Here is an 18,059-nt window from a genome sequence, read left to right on the forward strand (position 1 = left end):
CCCGGCGGCGGCGACCACGATGTCGGCGGCGGCGGTGACCGCGGCCAGATCGGCGGTGCGCGAGTGCGCGACGGTGACGGTGGCGTTCTCGGCGAGCAGCAGCTGCGCCAGGGGCTTGCCGACGATGTTGGACCGGCCGACCACCGCGACGTGGCGGCCCTCCAGCGCGATGCCGTGGTGCTTCAGCAGTTCCACGACCGCCTCGGAGGTGGCCGGCACGAAGCCGTCGAGCCCGGAGGCGAGCAGGCCCAGCGACAGCGGGCTCACGCCGTCGACGTCCTTGGCCGCGGCGATGGCGGTGGAGACGTCGTCGAGGTGCACCCCGGCGGGCAGCGGGGTCTGCAGCATGATCGCGTCGGTCACCAGATCCGCGCTGCGCGTGGTCAATTCGGCGCGGATGGCCTCCACGCTCGCGTCGGCGCCGAGATCGATGCGCTCGCAGGCGATGCCGAGCCGCTCGGCCGCCTTGCGCAGCGAGCCGACGTACCAGGCGCTGGCCGGGTCGTCGTTGGCCACCACCAGCGCCAGGACCGGCGCGGCACCCGCGGCGGTCAGCGCGGCGGCGCGCTCTTTGGTGTCGGCGTTGATGGCGGCGGCGAGTTCCTTGCCGGACAGCGAAGCGGTATCCACGGACGCCGAGTTTATCGGCCGGGCGCGCGACGCCCGTGCGCCGGTCCGTCCGGGCGCGGCGACGCGCGGGCGGGCCGGGGTTGCCGGGTCGAGGCGGCGGACGGCCGTACGGTGTATGCGCTCCCCCGCACCACCAGCACGTACCACGCCGTTCGCGGAAGAGGTGTCGACTGTCGTGAAGTTCCTCGAGCACTGGAAGTATCTGGCCGCCCCGCTGCTGGCGTCGGCGGTCATCGCGGGCGCGCCCCTCGCCCACGCCGAGCCCGATCCGGCGGGGCTCTACAACTCGGCCCAGCGCCATTTCACCGACGGTGACGACAACGCGGGCCGCGCGGATCTGCGCGCGCTGCTCACCGCCGATCCCGACGACACCGACGCGCTGGCGCTGCAGGCCATCTGGTCGCACTACGCGGGCGACCCGGCCGCGGTGCACGACGCGCTGACCCGGCTCGGTGGCATCGACGCGGGGATGGCGGCGGGCACGGCGAACGTGCTCGCGGCCGTCGGCGCGGCGGTCGCCACACTGCCCAACCCGCTGCCCGCCCTCGTCGGCCCGCAGACCGGCATCGTCGTCCTCGGCTACGGCCTGCTGCCCGACGGCGCGTTGCGCCCCGAACTGGAGAACCGGCTCACCGCCGCCTACCTGCAGGCCCTCGCGGCGCCGTTCTCGCCGGTGATCGTCACCGGCGGCAATCCGCAGAACGGGGTCACCGAGGCCGCGGCCATGCGGAACTGGCTGATCGCGCGGGGCCTGCCTGCCGACCGGGTACACGCCGAGGAGCAGGCGGGCTCGACCGTGCAGAACGCGCTGTTCGGCACGCGCCTGCTGCGCGAGCTCGGCGCGACCAGCGCCGTCGTGGTCACCTCCCCCAACCACATCCGCCGCGCGGTCGCCGACTTCATCGTGGCGGGTACGCAGGTCGTCGGCGCGATGACCTCGCTCGAGCAGCTGGTCTCCCAGCTGCCGCCGCCCGCGCGCGCCGCCCAGCGCGGCATCTACCTCGACGCCTCGCGCACCTTCCAGCTGGACGTCTCGCGCTGATACCGGCTTGACGCCCCGGGCAGGATCTAGGTCATGCGATCAGATCCACCCGCGGCGGTCGTGGCCGCGCTGCGCTCGGCCGGCTGCGTGTTCGCCGAGGAGGAGGCCGCGCTGCTCACCGAGGCCGCGGCGGACCCCGCCGAGCTGGCGCGGCTGGTGGCCGAGCGGACCGCGGGCACGCCGCTCGAGTACCTGCTCGGATGGGTCGCGTTCCGCGGCAGGCGGATCGCGGTCACGCCGGGGGTGTTCGTCCCCCGGCAGCGGACGGGATTCCTGGTCGAGCAGGCCGTGGCGGCCGCGGCGGGGCGGGACGCGGTGCGGGTCCTCGATCTGTGCTGCGGTTCGGGCGCTCTCGGGGTGTGCGTCACCGCCGAGCTGCGCGCCGCCGGTGTCGCGGTCGACCTGGTCGCGGCCGACATCGATCCGGTCGCCACCGCCTGCGCCCGGGCCAACCTGGCCGGGCTCGGCGCGGCGGTGTACACCGGGGATCTGTTCGCGCCGCTGCCCGCCGCCCTGCGCGGCACCGTCGATCTGCTGCTGGCCAACACCCCGTACGTGCCCTCCGGCGAGATCGCCCGGCTGCCGCCGGAGGCCCGCGACCACGAGCCCCGCGTCGCCCTCGACGGCGGCGACGACGGCCTCGGCGTCTTCCGGCGGGTGGCCGCGGCGGCGGGCGACTGGCTGGCGCCGGGCGGCAGCCTGTTCGTGGAGACCGGCACGGCCCAGACCGGGCCCGCCGTGGCGACCCTGCGGGCGGCCGGACTCGACGCGCGGGCGGTGTCCTCCGACGAGCACTACGCCACCGTGGTCGTCGGCACCGCGCCCTGAACACGGCTCGGGCCGGGCCGCGCGGGGTGCGCGGCCCGGCCCGGGCGGCCGACCGTTACTTGCGTCCGGTGAACTGGTCCATCGAGTGGTAGACGCCGACCGCGTTGAGGTAGAAGTCGCGCACCTTGAGCGGCAGCAGGCCCGAGATGGCCCGGTTCATCCGCGAGGTCCACGGCAGCACCACCAGGGCGCCGCCCTTCTTCATCTCCGACCACGAGGTGTCGACGACCTCGTTCTGCTCGAGGATCGGCGTGAACAGGAACCCCTTGGCGCCGTCGAACATGCCGGTGTTGATGTAGGTCGGGCAGACCGTGGTGACCTTGACGTGCTCGTGCCCGGCCTGCTCGAGCTCCAGGCGCACCGAGTCCGACCAGCCCAGCGCCGCCCACTTGGAGGCCGCGTAGACCGACATGCGCGGGTTGGACACCAGCCCGGCCGAGGACGCGATGTTGAGCACGCGGGCCTCCCCGGCGCCGGCGACCATGCCGGGCAGGAACTCGAGGGTGACGTACATCGGGGCCAGGGAGTTGATCGCCATGGTCTTGTCGATGTCGGCGCGGTTGTCGGTCTCCCAGAAGTAGGAGTTGCCGCGCACGATACCGGCGTTGTTGACCAGGATGTCGATCCCGCCGATCTCCTTGCGGACGGCCTCGCCCGCCTCGCGGATGCTGTCGGAGGAGGAGACGTCGACGGTGTAGGTGTGGATCTTGCCGCCGAGCGCGGTGAGCTGGGCGGCGGTCTCGCGCAGGGCGATCTCGTTGATGTCCCACAGCACCACCGCGTCGGCGCCCTCGCGCACCGCGCGCTCGGCGAACAGCTTGCCCAGCCCCATGGCGGCACCGGTGACCAGTACCCGCTTGCCCGCGACCGTTTCGAGTTTCATCGCTTCCCTGTCCTGGTTCACTTCTGACGCAGCGTCTTCATGACACCGAAGACCAGCGTCATGGTCTTGGCCCACACCTGCTCGGACATGCCCGGCAGCGGCGCGATGGGCAGCACCCGCTGCACCGCGATGGTCTGGGTGTCGATGTACTTGAGCAGGCCCTCGGGACCGTGGCGGCGGCCCTGGCCGGAGATGCCGAGACCGCCGGACGGGGCGTCGGCGCTGCCCCACGCGGCGGCGAAGCCGTCGTTGACGTTGACCGACCCGGCGTTGACGCGGGCGGCGATCTCGCGGCCGCGGGCCAGGTCCTTGGTGAACACGCTGGCGTTGAGGCCGTAGGCGGTGTCGTTGGCCTGCTCGACCGCCTCCTCGTCGCTGGCCACCTTGTACAGCGACACGACCGGGCCGAAGGTCTCCTCGCGGTAGACCGTCATGCCCTCGCGGACCCCGGCGAGCACGGTGGGCTCGTAGAAGTAGGGACCCAGGTCGGGCCGGGCGCGGCCGCCCGCGAGCACGGTGGCGCCCTTGGCGACGGCGTCCTCCACGTGCTCGGTGACCGTGTCGAGCTGGCGCTGGAAGGTCAGCGAGCCCATGTCCCGGCTGTAGTCGAGCTCGCCGCCGAGCGACATGTTCTTGACGTGGCCGACGAACTCGGCGGTGAACCGGTCGTAGACGGCTTCGTGGACGTAGATGCGCTCCATCGACTCGCACAGCTGGCCCGCCGAGGAGAAGCAGGCGCGCACCGCGACCTTGGCGGCCTTGGACACGTCGGCGTCGGAGAGCACCAGCAGCGGGTTCTTGCCGCCGAGTTCCAGGGAGTAGCCGATCAGCCGCTCGCCCGCCTGCTGGGCGATGGTGCGGCCGGTCGCCGAGGAACCGGTGTAGTCGACGTAGTCGGCGCGGGCGATGACGTCGCCGCCGATCTCGCGGCCGCGGCCGAGCACGGCCTGCCACAGGCCGCGCGGGAACCCGGCCCGCTCGGCGGCGTCGATGGCCCACAGCGCCGACAGGGCGGTCTGGTTGTCGGGGCGGGCGACGACGGCGTTGCCCGCGATGAGGGCGGGCAGGGCGTCCGACGCGGACAGCGCGAGCGGGTAGTTCCACGGCGAGATCACCGCGACGACGCCCTTGGGCCGGTTGACGACCTCGACCTGGGTCAGCACCGGCAGCACGCCGCGCGGCTTGCGGCCCGCGAGCAGCTTGGGCGCGACGGCGGCGTAGTAGCGGGAGTTGATGGCGACGTCGGCCACCTCGTCGAAGGCGTGCGGCCGGGACTTGCCGGTCTCGGTCTGCACGATGTCGAGGATGGTGTCCTGTTCGGCGAGGACGATGTCGTGGAACTTGCGCAGGATGGCCACGCGCTCGGCGACGGGCACCTTGGCCCAGTCGCGCTGGGCGTGCCGGGCCACCGCGAACGCGCGGTCGATGTCGGCGATCGAGGACTGGGGCAGGTCGCCGATCTTGTGCCCGGTGGCCGGGGCGTAGATCGCCACCGACGGGGCTCCACCGGCGACCGCACGCTCGAACAGCGGCCGCACCAGCGTGGTCGGCAGTGCGGTGGGTTCGGCGGTCAGCTCGGGGGCTGTCGTCATTGTCGGCCCTCTTCCTAGGACTGTTCGGATCGCGCGGCGGGGCCACGCCGGTTCGGCTATTTGCTGAACACTGGTGTTAGATTAATAGCTGCGCCCGGTGTCGTGTCAAGCTTTCCGCGAGCGCACAACAGGTGTGAGGCAGGTGTGAGTGATGAGCAGTGAGAGCACCGTCCGTCGCGGCCGTCCTCCTCAGACCCAGGAACAGGCCGAGGAGGTCCGGGCCCGGATCGTGGCGGCGACCGCGGACGTCTTCGCGCGAGGGGGCTCGCGTGGGCTCAGCGTCGCACAGATCATCGAACAGGCCGGGCTGGCGCGCCCCACCTTCTACCGCTATTTCGCCAACGCCGCCGAGCCGCTGCACGCGGTGCTGACCGAGTCCAACGACCGCCTCGTCGGCGGGATCCGCGACGCGTTCGACGGCACCGACGAACCGGTCCAGCTCGGCATCCGGCTGATCGACGCCTACGTCGACTGGGCGCGCGGGCACGGCGCGATGCTGCGCCCGCTGTTCGCCGAGCTGCACGACCCGTCCTCGCTCGTGTGCGAGTACCGCGAGCGCGCCCTCGACGACATCCGCGAACTGGTCCGCAAGACCTTCGTCGAGCTGGGCCGCCCGGTGCCCGCTCCCCTCGACCTCGACGCCGCCCTGCACGTGTGCGAGTACGTGGTCTACCGGCTGTCGGCGGGCGCCGAGCCCGGCGCCGACCCCGAACCCGACCTGGTCGCCGAGGGCAGGCTGACGATGATCCGGGTCCTGCTGATCACCCTGGGCACCCGCGACGACCTGGCCTACGCCATGGAACTGCCGGGCATCTTCCCCGACCCCTGACCCCCGCCGGGTCCACACACGATCTCCACAATCGGGGCGGCAACCCTCCACACCCGCTCGCTAGGGTTCCGAGGCATGGAACACAGTGGGGGCTCGACCGGGCGGCGCGTCCTCGTCGTCGACGACGAGGTGACGATCGCCGAATCGGTGGCCGCGCGGCTGCGCGCGGAGGGTTTCGTGGTGGATCTCGCGCACGACGGCCCGGCCGCGGTCGCCGCCGTCGCCGCGCACGAACCGGACCTGGTGGTGCTGGACGTCATGCTGCCCGGCTTCGACGGGCTCGAGGTGTGCCGACGCATCCAGGCCGACCGGGACGTCCCGGTCCTGATGCTCACCGCCCGCACCGACGAGACCGATCAGCTGGTCGGCCTCGGCGTCGGCGCGGACGACTACCTGACCAAACCGTTCTCGCTGCGGGTGCTCGCGGCCCGCGTGCACGCGCTGCTGCGGCGGGTCGACCGGGCCGCCGACCGGGGCGAGACCACGCTCGTGGTCGGCGACCTGCGCATCGACCTCGACCAGCACCGGGTCTGGCGGGGCAGCGAGGAGGCCCGGCTCACGCCCCTCGAATTCGCGCTGCTGACCCGGCTGGCCCGGCGCCCGCGCGCGGTGCTGACCCGCGAGCAGCTGCTGGCCGAGATCTGGGACTGGGCCGACGCGGCGGGCACCCGCGCGGTCGACTCGCACGTGAAGGCGCTGCGGCGCAAGCTCGGCGCCGACCTGATCCGCACCGTGCACGGCGTCGGCTACGCGCTGGAGACCCGATGAACTCCGGCCTGCCCGCCCGCGCGCTGGACCGGCTGTCGCGGGTGCTGCCCCGCCCGCTCGACCCGATCCGGTCGATCAAGATGAAACTCGCCGTGGTGATGGTCGGCTCCGGCGCGGTCGCCTTCGGCTACTTCTCCTGGCGCATCGGCTGGATCCCGACCTTCACCACGCTGACCGCCATGGTGATCGCGCTGATCACCTCGCAGTTCCTGGCGCACGGGCTGACCCGCCCGCTGCGCGAGATGACCGCGGCGGCCCGGCGGATGGCGCACGGCGACTACGCGGTGCGGGTGCGGGCGAGTTCGCGCGACGAGGTCGGTCAGCTCGCGGCCGCGTTCAACCAGATGGCGGCCGACCTGGCCGCCGCCGACCAGCAGCGCCGCGACCTCATCGCCAACGTCTCGCACGAACTGCGCACCCCCGTCACCGCGCTGCGGGCGGTCCTGGAGAACCTGGTCGACGGCGTGAGCACGCCCGACCCCGGCACCCTGCGCACCGCGCTGGCCCAGACCGAGCGGCTCGGGCTGCTGGTGTCCGAGCTGCTCGACCTGTCCAGCATCGAGGCGGGCGCGTTCACCCTGGACCGCGAACCGCTGCCGGTCGCGCCGCTGCTGGCCGACGTGGTCGCCGAGGCCGAGGTCACCACCGCCGCACTCGGCCGCGGCGTCCGCTTCACCACCGCCGTCGAGCCGGCCGGGCTGTCGGTCCACGCCGACCGGGCCCGCCTGCACCAGGTCCTGTTCAACCTCCTCGACAACGCCGCCCGGCACGGCCCCGCAGGCGGCGAGGTGCGCGTCACCGCGCACGCGGGCCCCGCCGAAACCGTGCTCGACATCGCCGACGACGGCCCCGGCATCCCCGAATCCGAGCGCGACCGCGTCTTCGACCGCTTCACCCGCGGCGGCCGCACCGACGGCGGCGGCACCGGCCTCGGCCTGGCCATCGCCCGCTGGGTCGTCGACCTGCACGGCGGCACGATCGCCGTCACCGGGCCCGGCTCCCGCATCCGGGTCGTCCTCCCCACCCCCTGACCTGAGTCACCAGCGCTCCCGGACCACCGGTCCCGGGACGATCCCGCATACCCTGCGAAAGCGAATCAGCCATGCCCGACAAGGACATTCCCGCCCCGCCCGCCCCCGGACACCTACCTCCGCCCGGCGCGGCCGACGGTCCCCCGGCCGACTCCACCCCCGTCGACATCGCGGATGCCGCCGCGCCGCGGCCCGTGCCGGAGGATCGGACGACCGCGCCCACCCGGACCACGTCGAGCGTCGACCCCACCGCGCCGAGTGCCACCTCGGCCACCGGGTCGACCCTCCTCGCGCCGACCGCGGCCGCCCCGACACCTCCACCGTCCGAAACCTCTTCTGCCGAGACGGCCCGCGACGGGTCGCCCGCGCTGACAGCGTCCGGCGCGTCGGCCGCCTCCCCGTGGGCGCCCGGCAGCTCGGTGCCGATCACGAAACCGCCCGCCGCCGTACCGGTTCCGCAGCAGGCGGGGCTCGCCGCGGTCCTCGCCACGAGCAGGCCGGTCGTGCCCCGCTGGAAACTGGTCGCCCGCCCCTCGGGCGTCCTGCCCGCCGCCGCCGTGGTCGGCGCGGTCGGCGCGACGGTAATCCCCGTCGACCGCCCCGGCATCGGCTGGCTCCTCGCCGGTCTCACCTTCGGCGGCGCGCTGTGGGCGGTAGACCGCCGAGCCCGCCGATCGGCGACCCCCGAACCCGCCCCGGGTACGCCCACTCCCCTCGCCGCAGACACACCCGCGTCCGCGCGCGTCACCGGCGAAAAGTCCTCCCGGGCCGCCGATCCCGATACGAGCGGCGAACACGAGGCGGACGCCCGCGGCAGCAAGGAAAGTGGCGGAAATAGCGGGAGCGGCACCACAGGAAGCAGCAGCGACGCGAACGACACCGGCACCGGTCCCGCCACCGACACCGGCACCGGTCCCGCCACCGACACCGGCACCGGTCCCGCCACCGACACCGGCACCGGTCCCGCCACCGGCATCGCCGCCGGCACGGGCAACGGCAACGGCAACGGCATCGGCAGCGGCGAAGCGGGCGGGAACGGCGCCGGCGACAGCGGGGGCGGCGACGCCGGAACCGGGGACACCGGCGGGCGGGCCTTCGACACCGACGCCACGGACGACGTGCGCGCCTGCGCGGGCAAGGGCGGCGACGCGGTCGGCGGGGATGCGCGCGAATCCGGCGGCGGCAGGCGCCGTGGCGACACGGCACGCGGCGCGGACTCGCCCAGCGTGACCGGCTCCCGGGTGGAAGACCGCGGACCGGCAGCGGACACGAATCCCCGCACGGCGCGGGCCGCCTCCGGGCCGCACGCCCGCGCGGTGAAGGCGCAGGCCGGGACCGGCGCGGCGACGGCCCGGCAGCTTCTGGCGTCGGCCCGGCTGTGGTGGGCGGCGCTCGCGCTGGTGTTGCTCGGGGTGGGGACGGTGCGTGCGGCCGGGTGGCTGTTCGTGCTGTGCGTGGTGTCGGCGTGCGCGGCGGGGTCGCTGGCGGTGCTGGGGCGGCGGACGGCGCACGGGATCTTCCACGACGTGGCCGCGGTGCCGCTGGCGGTGTTCGGGGCGATGCCGTGGGCGTTCACCGGCTGGCGCGACGCGGGGTCGACGGGCGTGTCGCGCGCCCGGCGGTACGGGACGTCGGTGCTGGTCACGGCCGGGTTGCTGGTGGTCTTCGTGCCGCTGCTCGGCGGTGCGGACGCGACGTTCGCCGGGCTGCTGTCGGCGCTGGTGCCCGAGATCGACGGGGCCGCGGCCTGGCAGTGGGTGCTGATGTTCGCGGTGCTCGGGCTGCTCGCGCTGAGCGGGCTGTACCTGCTGGCCGGTCCGCCCGCGCACGCGGCGGCGCCCCGGCAGGCGCGGACCTGGTCGCGGGGTGAGTGGATGCTGCCGGTCGGCGCGCTGGTCGTGCTGTTCGCGGTGTTCGTCGGCGCGCAGTTCGTCGCCCTGTTCGGCGGCGACGGGTACGTGCAGCGGACCGCGGGCCTGACCTACGCCGAGTACGCGCGCAGCGGCTTCTGGCAGCTGTCGGCGGTCAGCGTCCTGACGCTGGCGATCATCGTCGCCGTCCTGCGCTGGGCCACCCAGGATTGTGTCGCCGACCGGCGAGCCCTGCGCGCGCTGCTCGGCGCCGCGGGCCTGCTGGCGCTGGTGATCGTGTGTTCGGCGCTGGGCCGCATGTGGACCTACCAGCAGGCCTACGGATTCACCGTCGCGCGGCTGCTGGTGGAGATGTGCGAGCTGTGGATCGGTGTCCTCTACGTGCTGGTGCTGGTCGCCGTGTGGCGGCTGCGCGGGCGCTGGCTCCCGCGCGCCGCGGTCGGCACCGGCCTGGCCACCCTGGTCGTGCTGGCGCTGCTGAACCCGGAACGGCTCGTCGCCGAACGCAACATCGACCGTTGGGAGGACGGCAAGCGCCTCGACTCGCACTACCTGAGCGGCCTGTCCCCCGATGTCCTGCCCGCGCTGACCCGGCTCCCCGCCGACCTGCGCACGGGCATCGAGAACGACATCCGCTCCGGGGTCGGGCCCGACGCCTGGTACGAGTGGAACTGGTCGCGCGGCTCGGCCCGCTGAGCGGGTGCGGCCGTCCGGACGCGCTCCGGGCGGCCGGTGCTCATCCGGCGGCGGCCGCGGCGGCGGGCCGGTCGGCGTAGACGTCGAGCGCGCCGCGCGCCCGCTCCCGGATCTCGCCGACGAGGTCACGCGGCGCCTCGACCACCACGTCGGGCGCCCAGGAGAGCGCCAGCGCCAGCGCGGTCCGGCGGCAGCGCAGGGTCAGGCGCCAGCGGTGCAGGTCCTCGGTGCCGGGGAGGCGGACGGCGACGCCGTCGGAGCCGTGCAGGGTGGTCACCGTGCCGAGGAACGCCTTCTCGATCCCGGGGGTGACCAGGACGTCGAGCACGAGCGGGTCGGGGGCCGAGGACTCGAAGTCGCGGCGCAGCCGCTGCCACACCTCGTCGACGGGCGCGGTGCGGGCGGTCTCGAGCGGGGTGTCCAGGACCTCGAGCTCGGTGATCCGGTCGACCCGGTAGGTGCGGGGGCGGGTGTCGTGCGCGGCGACGAGGTACCAGCGCCCGGACTGGTCGACCAGGCCCCACGGGTCGACGGTGCGCCACGCCGCCTCGGCGGCGCCCCGGCTGCGGTACCGGATCCGCACCCGGCGTCCGTCGACGGCGGCCTCGCGCAGCAGGGGCAGCACGGCGGCGGGGGTGTGGTCGGCGAACCAGCGCCTTCGGTCGGTGGTCAGGACCTCGCGCAGCTGGTCGGCGCGCGAGAGCGCGGTGGCGCCCGCGGTCGCGGCGATCTTGGCCAGCGCGCCGGTGAGCTCGGGCCCCAGACCGATCTCCCCCGCGCTGTGCTGCCCGGCCCAGGCGAACAGCGCCTCGGCCTCGCGGCCGGTCAGCCCGGTGGCGTCGGTGCTGAATCCCTCGAGCAGGACGCAGCCGCCGTTGCGGCCGCGTTCGGTGTAGACCGGGACACCGGCCGCCGACAGCGCCTCCATGTCGCGCAGCACGGTGCGCTCGCTGACCTCGAGGAGTTCGGCCAGCCGGGGCGCGGACAGCCGCCCGTGGCGTTGCAGCAACACGATCAGACGCAGGAGACGGTCGGCGCGCATACGCCAAGATTCCCACAGATACCCGACAAGAGATGTCCGGTATCGCGCGCTGTACTTCTCCCATGACAACCGACACCAGCGTGACCACCCTCCCCGACCTGCGCCCCGAGCTCGCCCGCGCCCTCGATCAGACCGGCAGGCTCATCGCCGGCACCGACCCCGCCGCGGCGGGCGACCCGACCCCGTGCGACGAGTTCGACGTCGCCACCCTGATCGCGCACCTGCAGGCTGTGGTGCGCCGCATCGGCGTGGTGATCGCCGGCGAGCCCTTCGACAGCGTCCCCTCGATGCGCACGTCGGTCGACTGGGCGGGCGAGTGGGCGCGGGGCCGGGCGGCCACCGACGCCGTCCTGGCCGTGGACGCCAACCTCGACCGGGTCGTGCGCGTCCCGTGGGGCGAGGTCCCCGCGCGCGCCGCGATCGCCTCCTACATCGGCGAACTGGTCACCCACGGCTGGGATCTCGCGGTGGCGACCGGCCGCCGCGACGAACTCGACCCCGCCCTGGCCGACGTCGCCCTGCCCGCCACCCTCACCAAGATCCCCGAGCAGCGCGGCGAGGGCATCCCGTTCGGCCCGGTCGTCGCGGTGCCCGACGACGCGCCCGCCTACGACCGCCTCATCGCCTGGTCCGGGCGCAACCCCGCCTGGCGGCCCTGACGCGCGCCGCCTACGCGCGCCGCCTACGCGGGCCGGTCCGGCGTCGCCCGCTGACCGGCCGCGCCCGGGCCGCCGGGCTCGCGGCGGGACAGGCCGCTGGCGCGCAGCACGCGGCGGCCGACCGCGGCGCGGATGGACTCCTCGGTGCCGATGACGCGCACGTGGGTGCGGGCGCGGGTGATCGCGGTGTAGAGCAGTTCGCGGGTCAGCAGGGTGGACTCGGGTTCGGGCAGCACGACGGTGACGGTGTCGTACTGGCTGCCCTGGCTGCGGTGGATCGTCATCGCGAACACGGTGACGACGGACGGGAACTGCGTGGGATGCACCAGATACGGTTCCGCGCCGCGCTCGAGCGCGGCGCGCAGCGACCCGTCCGCGGTGCGGACGACGACGCCGGTGTCGCCGTTGTAGATGCGGGCCTCGTGGTCGTTGGCGGTGACCAGCAGGGGCTGGCCGGGATACCAGGCGGCGCGGTCGGATTCGGGGCCCGCGCCCGCGGCGGCCGCCCACTCGGCGGCCGTCCGGTCCCAGCGTTCGACCCCGTACGGGCCGCGCCGGTGCGCGCACAGCAGCCGGTGCGAGTCCAGGGCGGTCAGCGCGGCGCGGGCGTCGCCCGCCAGGGCGGCCTCGGTCACCGCGCGGGCGGCGCGGGCCACGTCGGCGCGGACCTCGGCGGTGTCGTCGGGCGCGTGCAGGGAGACCTCGGGTCCCCCCGCGCGCAGGATCGCCAGCGCCGCGTCGGCGTCGCCCGCCCGCACGGCCACCGCCAGTTCGGCGATGCGCCCGCCGAACCGCCTGCCGCGCGTGAGGCGGACGATGCCGCCGCGCAGCCGGGTCAGCTCGGCCGGCGTCAGCGATGCGCCGGACAGGTCCGGATCGTCCTGCGCCGCGGGCGCTTCCGCCGACCCCGCGAGGACCACGTCGAGCACCGGATTCGGCGCGGTGCGCACCGGCCCGGCGACCAGGTCGGCCAGGACGGCGCCCGCGTCGACCGAGGCCAGCTGATCGGGGTCGCCCACGAGGACCAGCCGGGTGTCGGGCCGCAGCGCGGCGAGCAGGCGGCTCATCATGCTCAGCGACACCATGGAGGTCTCGTCGACCACGACCACGTCGTAGGGCAGACGGTTGAACTCGTGGTGGCGGAACCGGGTGCCGCGGCCGCGTTGCCAGCCGAGCAGGCGGTGCAGGGTGGCGGCGGTGAGGTCGGGCAGGCCGAGCTCGGCGGCCTGCCCGCGCACGGCCTCCTGGAGCCGCGCCGCCGCCTTGCCCGTGGGCGCGGCCAGCGCGATGCGCAGGGCGGGCAGGCGCGGCGTCGCCGCCCGCTGGGCGACGAGCAGGGCCAGGATGCGGGCGATGGTGTGGGTCTTGCCGGTGCCGGGTCCGCCTGCCACGACCGTGGTCCAGTGCGTGGCGGCCAGGGCGGCGGCGAGCCGCTGCCGGTCGGGGCCCGTGCCCGCCTCGAAGAGCCGGTCCAGTTGCGCGCGCACCAGTTCCGGGTCGACGGCCGGGTGGTCGGCGCCGCGTTCGGTGAGCACCCGGCGGATGATCTGTTCCTGCTGGTGGTACCGGTCCAGGTACAGCAGCGGACCCTCGCCGTCCTCGACCAGGCGCAGCGGGCGCAGCGGTCCGGCGGGCCCGCCGAGGACCAGGGGGCTGCGGCGCAGCCCCTCGAGGACGCGGTCGGGGTCGGGCCACGGCAGGGTCGCGGGATCGATCGCCGCGCCGAGGTCCCAGTTCTCGTCGGCGTCCACCCCGATCTCGCGCATGCGCGCCAGCTCCAGGCACACCGAGCCCGACCGGACCGCGCGCACCGCGAGGGCCGCGGCGAACAGCACCAGCGGGTCCTCCTCGCGCGCGAGGCGACCCAGCCGCAGCGCCACGTGCACGTCGGCGGCCGAGAGCACCCCCGCCTCGTTGAACGTCCGCAGCGTCCCGGTGCCCCGCTGCGCCACCTGGATCGACGTCATCGCTGCTCCCCGTCCGCGCCCGGCACCCCGCGCCTCACGACCCGCCGCCTGCCAGCAGGTCCGACACCGCCGAGACGAGGCCCGCCGGCGGATTCCACTCGAACACACCGCAACCGGGCGGCGTCGCGGGCCCGATCATGCCGCGCACGAACAGGTACCGGGCCCCGCCGAGATGCGTGGCGGGATCGTATCCGGGCAGGCGCCAGCGCAGATACCGGTGCAGGGCGACCGAATACAGCAGCGCCTGCAGCGGGTAGTGCGAGCGGATCATCTCCGCCGCCATGTGTTCGCGCCGGTAGTGGGCGACGGTGAGGTCGCCGGTGCCGAGGCGGTTGGTCTTGTAGTCCACGATCAGGTAGCGGTGCCCGCCCGCCGCGGCCGGGACGCGCAGCACGGCGTCGATGCTGCCGGTGAGGTAGCCGCGCAGGACCGTCTCGGGCAGGGCGGCGAGCTGGTCGGGGTACTCGCGCAGGACGTCGTCGGCGGGCAGGTGGCGGCGCATGAGCTCGGCCACGGCGGCCAGCGTCGCCGCGTCGCCCCGGAGTCCGCGGGTCTCGTCGGGCGCGCCGAGCGGGAGCTCGAACTCCAGCTCGCACAGCCGGTCCGGTGGCGCGATCGCGGCCAGCGTCCCGTAGTCGGCGGGGGTGTGCAGCACGGCGAGCAGCGCGCGGGCCAGCAGGTCGGCGTCCAGTTCGGCCAGGGTCCGGGCCACCGCGTCCGCGCTGCGCGCGCGGACCTCGGCGTCGAGATCGGGCGCGGCCGTGTCGACCAGTTCGAGGACGCCGTGCACGAGCGTGCCGAACTCGGCGCCGTAGGGCAGGTCGTTCATGAGCGAGGGCGCCGCGGGTTCCTCGACGGTGTCGAGGACGCGGGGTTCGACGGGTTCGTCGTCGCGCGCGGGGCCGTCCTCGGGTTCGGGGTCGTGCACCCCGGCCGCGTCGTGGGCGCCCGCGGTGAGCGCGGAGTACGGAGGTGCGGCGCCAGGTGTGGTCGAGGACCCGGTCGAAGCGCGCGGCGGCCAGGTCGCCGGTGGGCGGCTCGACGCGCACGCGGCGCGGCTCGACGTCGCCCGCCCGCTCCACGACGGTGACGGAGACGACCGCGGCGGCCGGTGCGGCCCACTCGGTGAGCCGCTCCACCGCCGTCTTGTCCGCGGGTGTCTCGGCGCGCGCGGGCACCGTGGCCGCGCCGGGCCTGCGCCCGAAGATCATCCGGTGCAGCGGGGCCGCGGCGGTGGTGACCGCGGGCGCCCACCAGGCGACGATCTGGCACATGGCACGGGTCAGCGCGACGTAGAGCAGCCGCAGCTCCTCCCCGGCCTCCTCGGCCTCGCAGCGCAACTGGCGCTGGGCGTAGCCCGGGGCGTCCTTGCCGCCGATGTCGAGCACGCGGGCGCCGGTGTCGTCGTGGAACAGCAGCGTCGCCGGGTACGGATTCTTGGCGCTGTCCCACGCGAAGGGCAGGTACACCACCGGGAACTCGAGTCCCTTGCTGGCGTGCACGGTGGCGATCTGCACCGCGGCCGCGTCGCGGTCGAGGCGGCGGCTGCGCCCGGCGAGGCTGCCCTGTTCGGGGGCGCGGACGCGGTCGGCGAGCCAGCGGGTCAGCGCCGTGAGACCGAAGCCCTCGGTGAGCGCGACGTCGTCGAGGAGCTGGGCGACGTGGCGCAGGTCGGTGAGCTCGCGTTCCCCGTTCTCGACGCCGAGCAGCCGGGGGGCGAGATCGGTGTCGGTGGCCAGCTTGTCGAAGACCGCGGCGAACCCCGCGCGCCCGAACAGCCGCGCCGCCTCGCGCAACTGCGTCGACAGCCGGCCGACGAGATCGCTTCCGCCCGCGTCGATCTCGGCGGCCGTGACCCCCAGGATCGGGGTGCGGGCGGCCAGGCGCACCCGGTCGCCGCGATGCGGCTGCTCCAGGGCGCGGAGCACCCACAGCCAGTCGGTGGCCGCCGCGGTGGCGAACACGCTGGTGCCGCCTGCCAGCACCGAGGGCACCCCGACGTCGTCGAGGGCCTTGCGCACGATCTCGACCTGGGTGCGGGTCCGCACCAGCACCGCGATGTCGCCGGGGCCGACCGGCCGCCGCTCGCCCCCGGCGGCGCCGAGGGTGACCCCGGACTCGAGCAGCCCGACCAGGTCGGCGGCCAGATCCGCGGCGACGCGCTCGCGCTGCCTGCCCACCGACGGGAACCCGGACCGGTTGCGCGGGCCGCCGCCGTCGCGGCCGAGCACTCGCAGGCGCAGGGGCACGGTCTGCGCGGCCGGTCCCGCCAGGCGGGTCTGCTCGCGGGTGGCGCTGACCGGGTGGACGGCGATATCGCCGTGCCCGAGTTCGGCCCCGCCGAGGACGTGGTCGAGCGCGGCGAGCAGCCCGGCGTCGCTGCGCCGGTTGTGCGACAGCTCGCTGCGGCTGTCGGCGTGGGCGACCGCGTCGAGGTAGCTGAGCACCTCCGCGCCGCGGAAGGCGTAGATGGCCTGCTTCGGGTCGCCGACCAGCACCAGGGTCCGGTGACGGTGGAAGGCCAGCCGCAGGATGTCCCACTGCAGCGGGTCGGTGTCCTGGAACTCGTCGACCAGGGCCACCCGGTAGCGGTCGCGGATCCGCTGCCGGGCGCGTTCGCCGTGCTCGGGATCGGCGAGCACGGCGTGCAGCAGGACCAGCAGGTCGTCGAAGTCGCGCAGCCCTGCCAGCCGGGCGCGGCGTTCGGTCTCGGCGCGCACCGCCGCGCAGAAGGCCACCCGCGCACCGCCGGGCCCGTCGTCGTCGGGCGCGAGGGTGGCGTGGCGGTCGTGCACGGCGGCCAGGGCCAGGGTGTGCGCGTCGCGCAGGGAGAACGGGGCCCGGTCGCGGGCGTAGCGGGCCAGGTACAGGTCCTCGACGACGGTGGCGACGAGGTCGTCGACCGATTCGGTGAGCCGGGCGCCGGGGTCGTGGTCGCCCGCCAGCCCGAGCTCGTCGAGCATGCGCTGGCAGAACGAGTGGGTGGTGGCGATGGTGCCCGCGTCGAAATCGGCGAGGGCGGTGAGCAGTCGGCGCCGGTGGGTCGCCGCGGCGGTGGCGTCGGCGGCCAGCAGGGCGACGATCTCGTCGGGGTGGGTGCGCGCGGTGGCGGGGTCGGCCAGGGCGGCGGCGACGGTGACGAACCGTTCGCGGGTGCGTTCGCGCAGTTCCTGCGTGGCGGCCCGGCTGAAGGTCACCAGCAGCAGGTCCGACACCGGGACCGCGGCCTCGGCGACGTAGCGCACCGCCAGCCCGACGATGGCGTGGGTCTTGCCGGTGCCCGCGCTGGCCTCGAGGACCGTCGTCCCGGTGGGCAGCGGCCCGGCGGGATCGAAGGCGACCGGGGCGGTGAGGGTTCCGGTCACGGCTGCCCCTGACTCTCGGCCGCGAGCAGCGGCGCCCAGAAGCGCCGGGCGACCGCGCCGAAGCGGGTGCCCTCGGGTTCGCCCGCGCGGGCGGGCGTGTCGGCGAGGCGCCGGAAGCGGGGCGCGTCCCCGAGGACATAGCGCAGGTGCCGGTCGGTGTGGTCGCCGTACTTGTCGGGACCGTTGGGTCCGCCGTCGAAGGCGTGTTCGGCGGCCAGCAGCGCGTCGGCGGTGCCGTCGCCGTGGAAGCGGCGCTCGGCGTAGGCCGCCGTCGCGGTCGGGGTGACCGGCAGCGGTTCGCACAGGCCCTCGTCGCGCAGCCGGACCAGGTCGCGCAGGACCGACACCGCGGCGGGCCGCTCGGGCGCGGTCAGCACCGAGCGCCGGACCGGGCGCCGGAACTGCCCGCGCCCGAGGGTGACCGCGCGCCAGTCCCGGTCCTCGGTGGCGGCCAGCGCGAGCACCGAGACCCACGCCGCCATACGGTGTTTCGGGGCGAGGCGCGAGTAGGTGGTGCGGACCAGCGCGTCGCCGCGGACCTCCGGGACGGTGCCCGCCAGGGTGCGGCCGTCGCCGAGGTCGATGGCCACGTCCACCGCGCGGGGGTGCGCCTCGTATTCCGGCTGCGCGGCGCGGACCAGGGTTTCGACGGTCTCCTCGATCTCGGCGAGCACGTTCTTGCCGAAGCCGAACGGCGGCAGGGTGCCGCGCCGCCACTCGGCCGCGCGCAGGGCGGCCGGGTCGGCGCCGGTGAGCCGGGCGGTCAGCAGCCGCTCGCCCAGCGCCCATTTGGCCAGGCCGTCGAGTTCGATGGGCAGCTGGTCGTCGATGTCCTCGGCCTCCTCGGGCACCCGCA

At 74.9% G+C, this 18,059-nt stretch carries 12 protein-coding genes and 2 pseudogenes; 7 read left to right on the forward strand and 7 right to left on the reverse strand.

The window, feature by feature from the left end; genetic code table 11:
* Positions 1 to 630, reverse strand: a 630-nt coding sequence (locus tag ON36_RS15210; RefSeq protein ID WP_043653158.1) for a bifunctional 5,10-methylenetetrahydrofolate dehydrogenase/5,10-methenyltetrahydrofolate cyclohydrolase, incomplete at its 3' end; no start/stop codon positions are given.
* A gap of 115 nt (positions 631 to 745) precedes the next feature.
* On the opposite strand from ON36_RS15210, the gene ON36_RS15215 reads away from it, so the two are divergent.
* Together ON36_RS15215 and ON36_RS15220 are read left to right on the forward strand one after the other, a co-directional pair.
* The gene (locus tag ON36_RS15215) at positions 746 to 1,672 is read left to right on the forward strand and encodes a YdcF family protein (protein WP_083885156.1); all 927 of its coding nucleotides are present in this window, start codon (positions 746 to 748) and stop codon (positions 1,670 to 1,672) included.
* Positions 1,673 to 1,705: 33 nt separating this feature from the next.
* Positions 1,706 to 2,500 (forward strand): putative protein N(5)-glutamine methyltransferase, encoded by a 795-nt coding sequence (locus ON36_RS15220; RefSeq protein WP_043653164.1) that lies wholly within the window; start codon positions 1,706 to 1,708, stop codon positions 2,498 to 2,500.
* A 55-nt stretch (positions 2,501 to 2,555) separates the two neighbouring features.
* Here ON36_RS15220 and ON36_RS15225 read toward each other — a convergent pair whose 3' ends face one another.
* Together ON36_RS15225 and ON36_RS15230 are read right to left on the reverse strand one after the other, a co-directional pair.
* A complete protein-coding gene (locus ON36_RS15225) occupies positions 2,556 to 3,383 on the reverse strand; it encodes an SDR family NAD(P)-dependent oxidoreductase (protein WP_043653185.1) in 828 nt (275 codons plus the stop codon).
* A gap of 17 nt (positions 3,384 to 3,400) precedes the next feature.
* The gene (locus ON36_RS15230; protein WP_043653167.1) at positions 3,401 to 4,975 is read right to left on the reverse strand and encodes a succinic semialdehyde dehydrogenase; all 1,575 of its coding nucleotides are present in this window, start codon (positions 4,973 to 4,975) and stop codon (positions 3,401 to 3,403) included.
* A 151-nt stretch (positions 4,976 to 5,126) separates the two neighbouring features.
* Here ON36_RS15230 and ON36_RS15235 point away from each other — a divergent pair, with 151 nt between their 5' ends.
* From ON36_RS15235 to ON36_RS36185, 4 genes are all read left to right on the forward strand, one after another.
* On the forward strand, positions 5,127 to 5,804 hold the full coding sequence (locus tag ON36_RS15235) for a TetR/AcrR family transcriptional regulator (protein ID WP_043653170.1): 678 nt from the start codon (positions 5,127 to 5,129) through the stop codon (positions 5,802 to 5,804).
* Between the two features lie 75 nt (positions 5,805 to 5,879).
* Complete coding sequence (locus ON36_RS15240) at positions 5,880 to 6,572, forward strand: response regulator (RefSeq protein WP_043653173.1); 693 nt, start codon at positions 5,880 to 5,882, stop codon at positions 6,570 to 6,572.
* Positions 6,573 to 6,595: 23 nt separating this feature from the next.
* Positions 6,596 to 7,603 carry a HAMP domain-containing sensor histidine kinase gene (locus ON36_RS15245; protein WP_218001206.1) on the forward strand — a complete coding sequence of 336 codons (1,008 nt, stop codon included), beginning with the start codon at positions 6,596 to 6,598 and terminating at the stop codon, positions 7,601 to 7,603.
* Positions 7,604 to 7,674: 71 nt separating this feature from the next.
* Positions 7,675 to 10,170: a DUF4153 domain-containing protein gene (locus tag ON36_RS36185; protein WP_245558089.1), complete on the forward strand. Its 2,496-nt coding sequence runs from the start codon at positions 7,675 to 7,677 to the stop codon at positions 10,168 to 10,170.
* Between the two features lie 40 nt (positions 10,171 to 10,210).
* On the opposite strand, the gene ON36_RS15255 is transcribed toward ON36_RS36185, so the two are convergent.
* Positions 10,211 to 11,212 (reverse strand): helix-turn-helix transcriptional regulator, encoded by a 1,002-nt coding sequence (locus ON36_RS15255; RefSeq protein WP_043653177.1) that lies wholly within the window; start codon positions 11,210 to 11,212, stop codon positions 10,211 to 10,213.
* A gap of 62 nt (positions 11,213 to 11,274) precedes the next feature.
* Here ON36_RS15255 and ON36_RS15260 point away from each other — a divergent pair, with 62 nt between their 5' ends.
* The gene (locus tag ON36_RS15260; protein ID WP_043653180.1) at positions 11,275 to 11,871 is read left to right on the forward strand and encodes a TIGR03086 family metal-binding protein; all 597 of its coding nucleotides are present in this window, start codon (positions 11,275 to 11,277) and stop codon (positions 11,869 to 11,871) included.
* 23 nt (positions 11,872 to 11,894) lie between these two features.
* Here the strand turns inward: ON36_RS15260 and recD are convergent, their stop codons facing one another.
* The 3 genes and pseudogenes from recD to ON36_RS36190 form a co-directional block, all read right to left on the reverse strand.
* Positions 11,895 to 13,838, reverse strand: a complete 1,944-nt coding sequence (gene recD / locus ON36_RS15265) for an exodeoxyribonuclease V subunit alpha (protein ID WP_052314022.1) — start codon at positions 13,836 to 13,838, stop codon at positions 11,895 to 11,897.
* A gap of 34 nt (positions 13,839 to 13,872) precedes the next feature.
* Positions 13,873 to 17,203 (reverse strand): annotated as a pseudogene (locus ON36_RS15270) (UvrD-helicase domain-containing protein).
* Positions 17,200 to 18,059: pseudogene (locus tag ON36_RS36190) on the reverse strand (exodeoxyribonuclease V subunit gamma); the annotation flags it as partial. The pseudogenes ON36_RS15270 and ON36_RS36190, both read right to left, overlap by 4 nt.

The organism is Nocardia thailandica NBRC 100428 (assembly GCF_000308795.1).
GTDB lineage: Bacteria > Actinomycetota > Actinomycetes > Mycobacteriales > Mycobacteriaceae > Nocardia > Nocardia thailandica.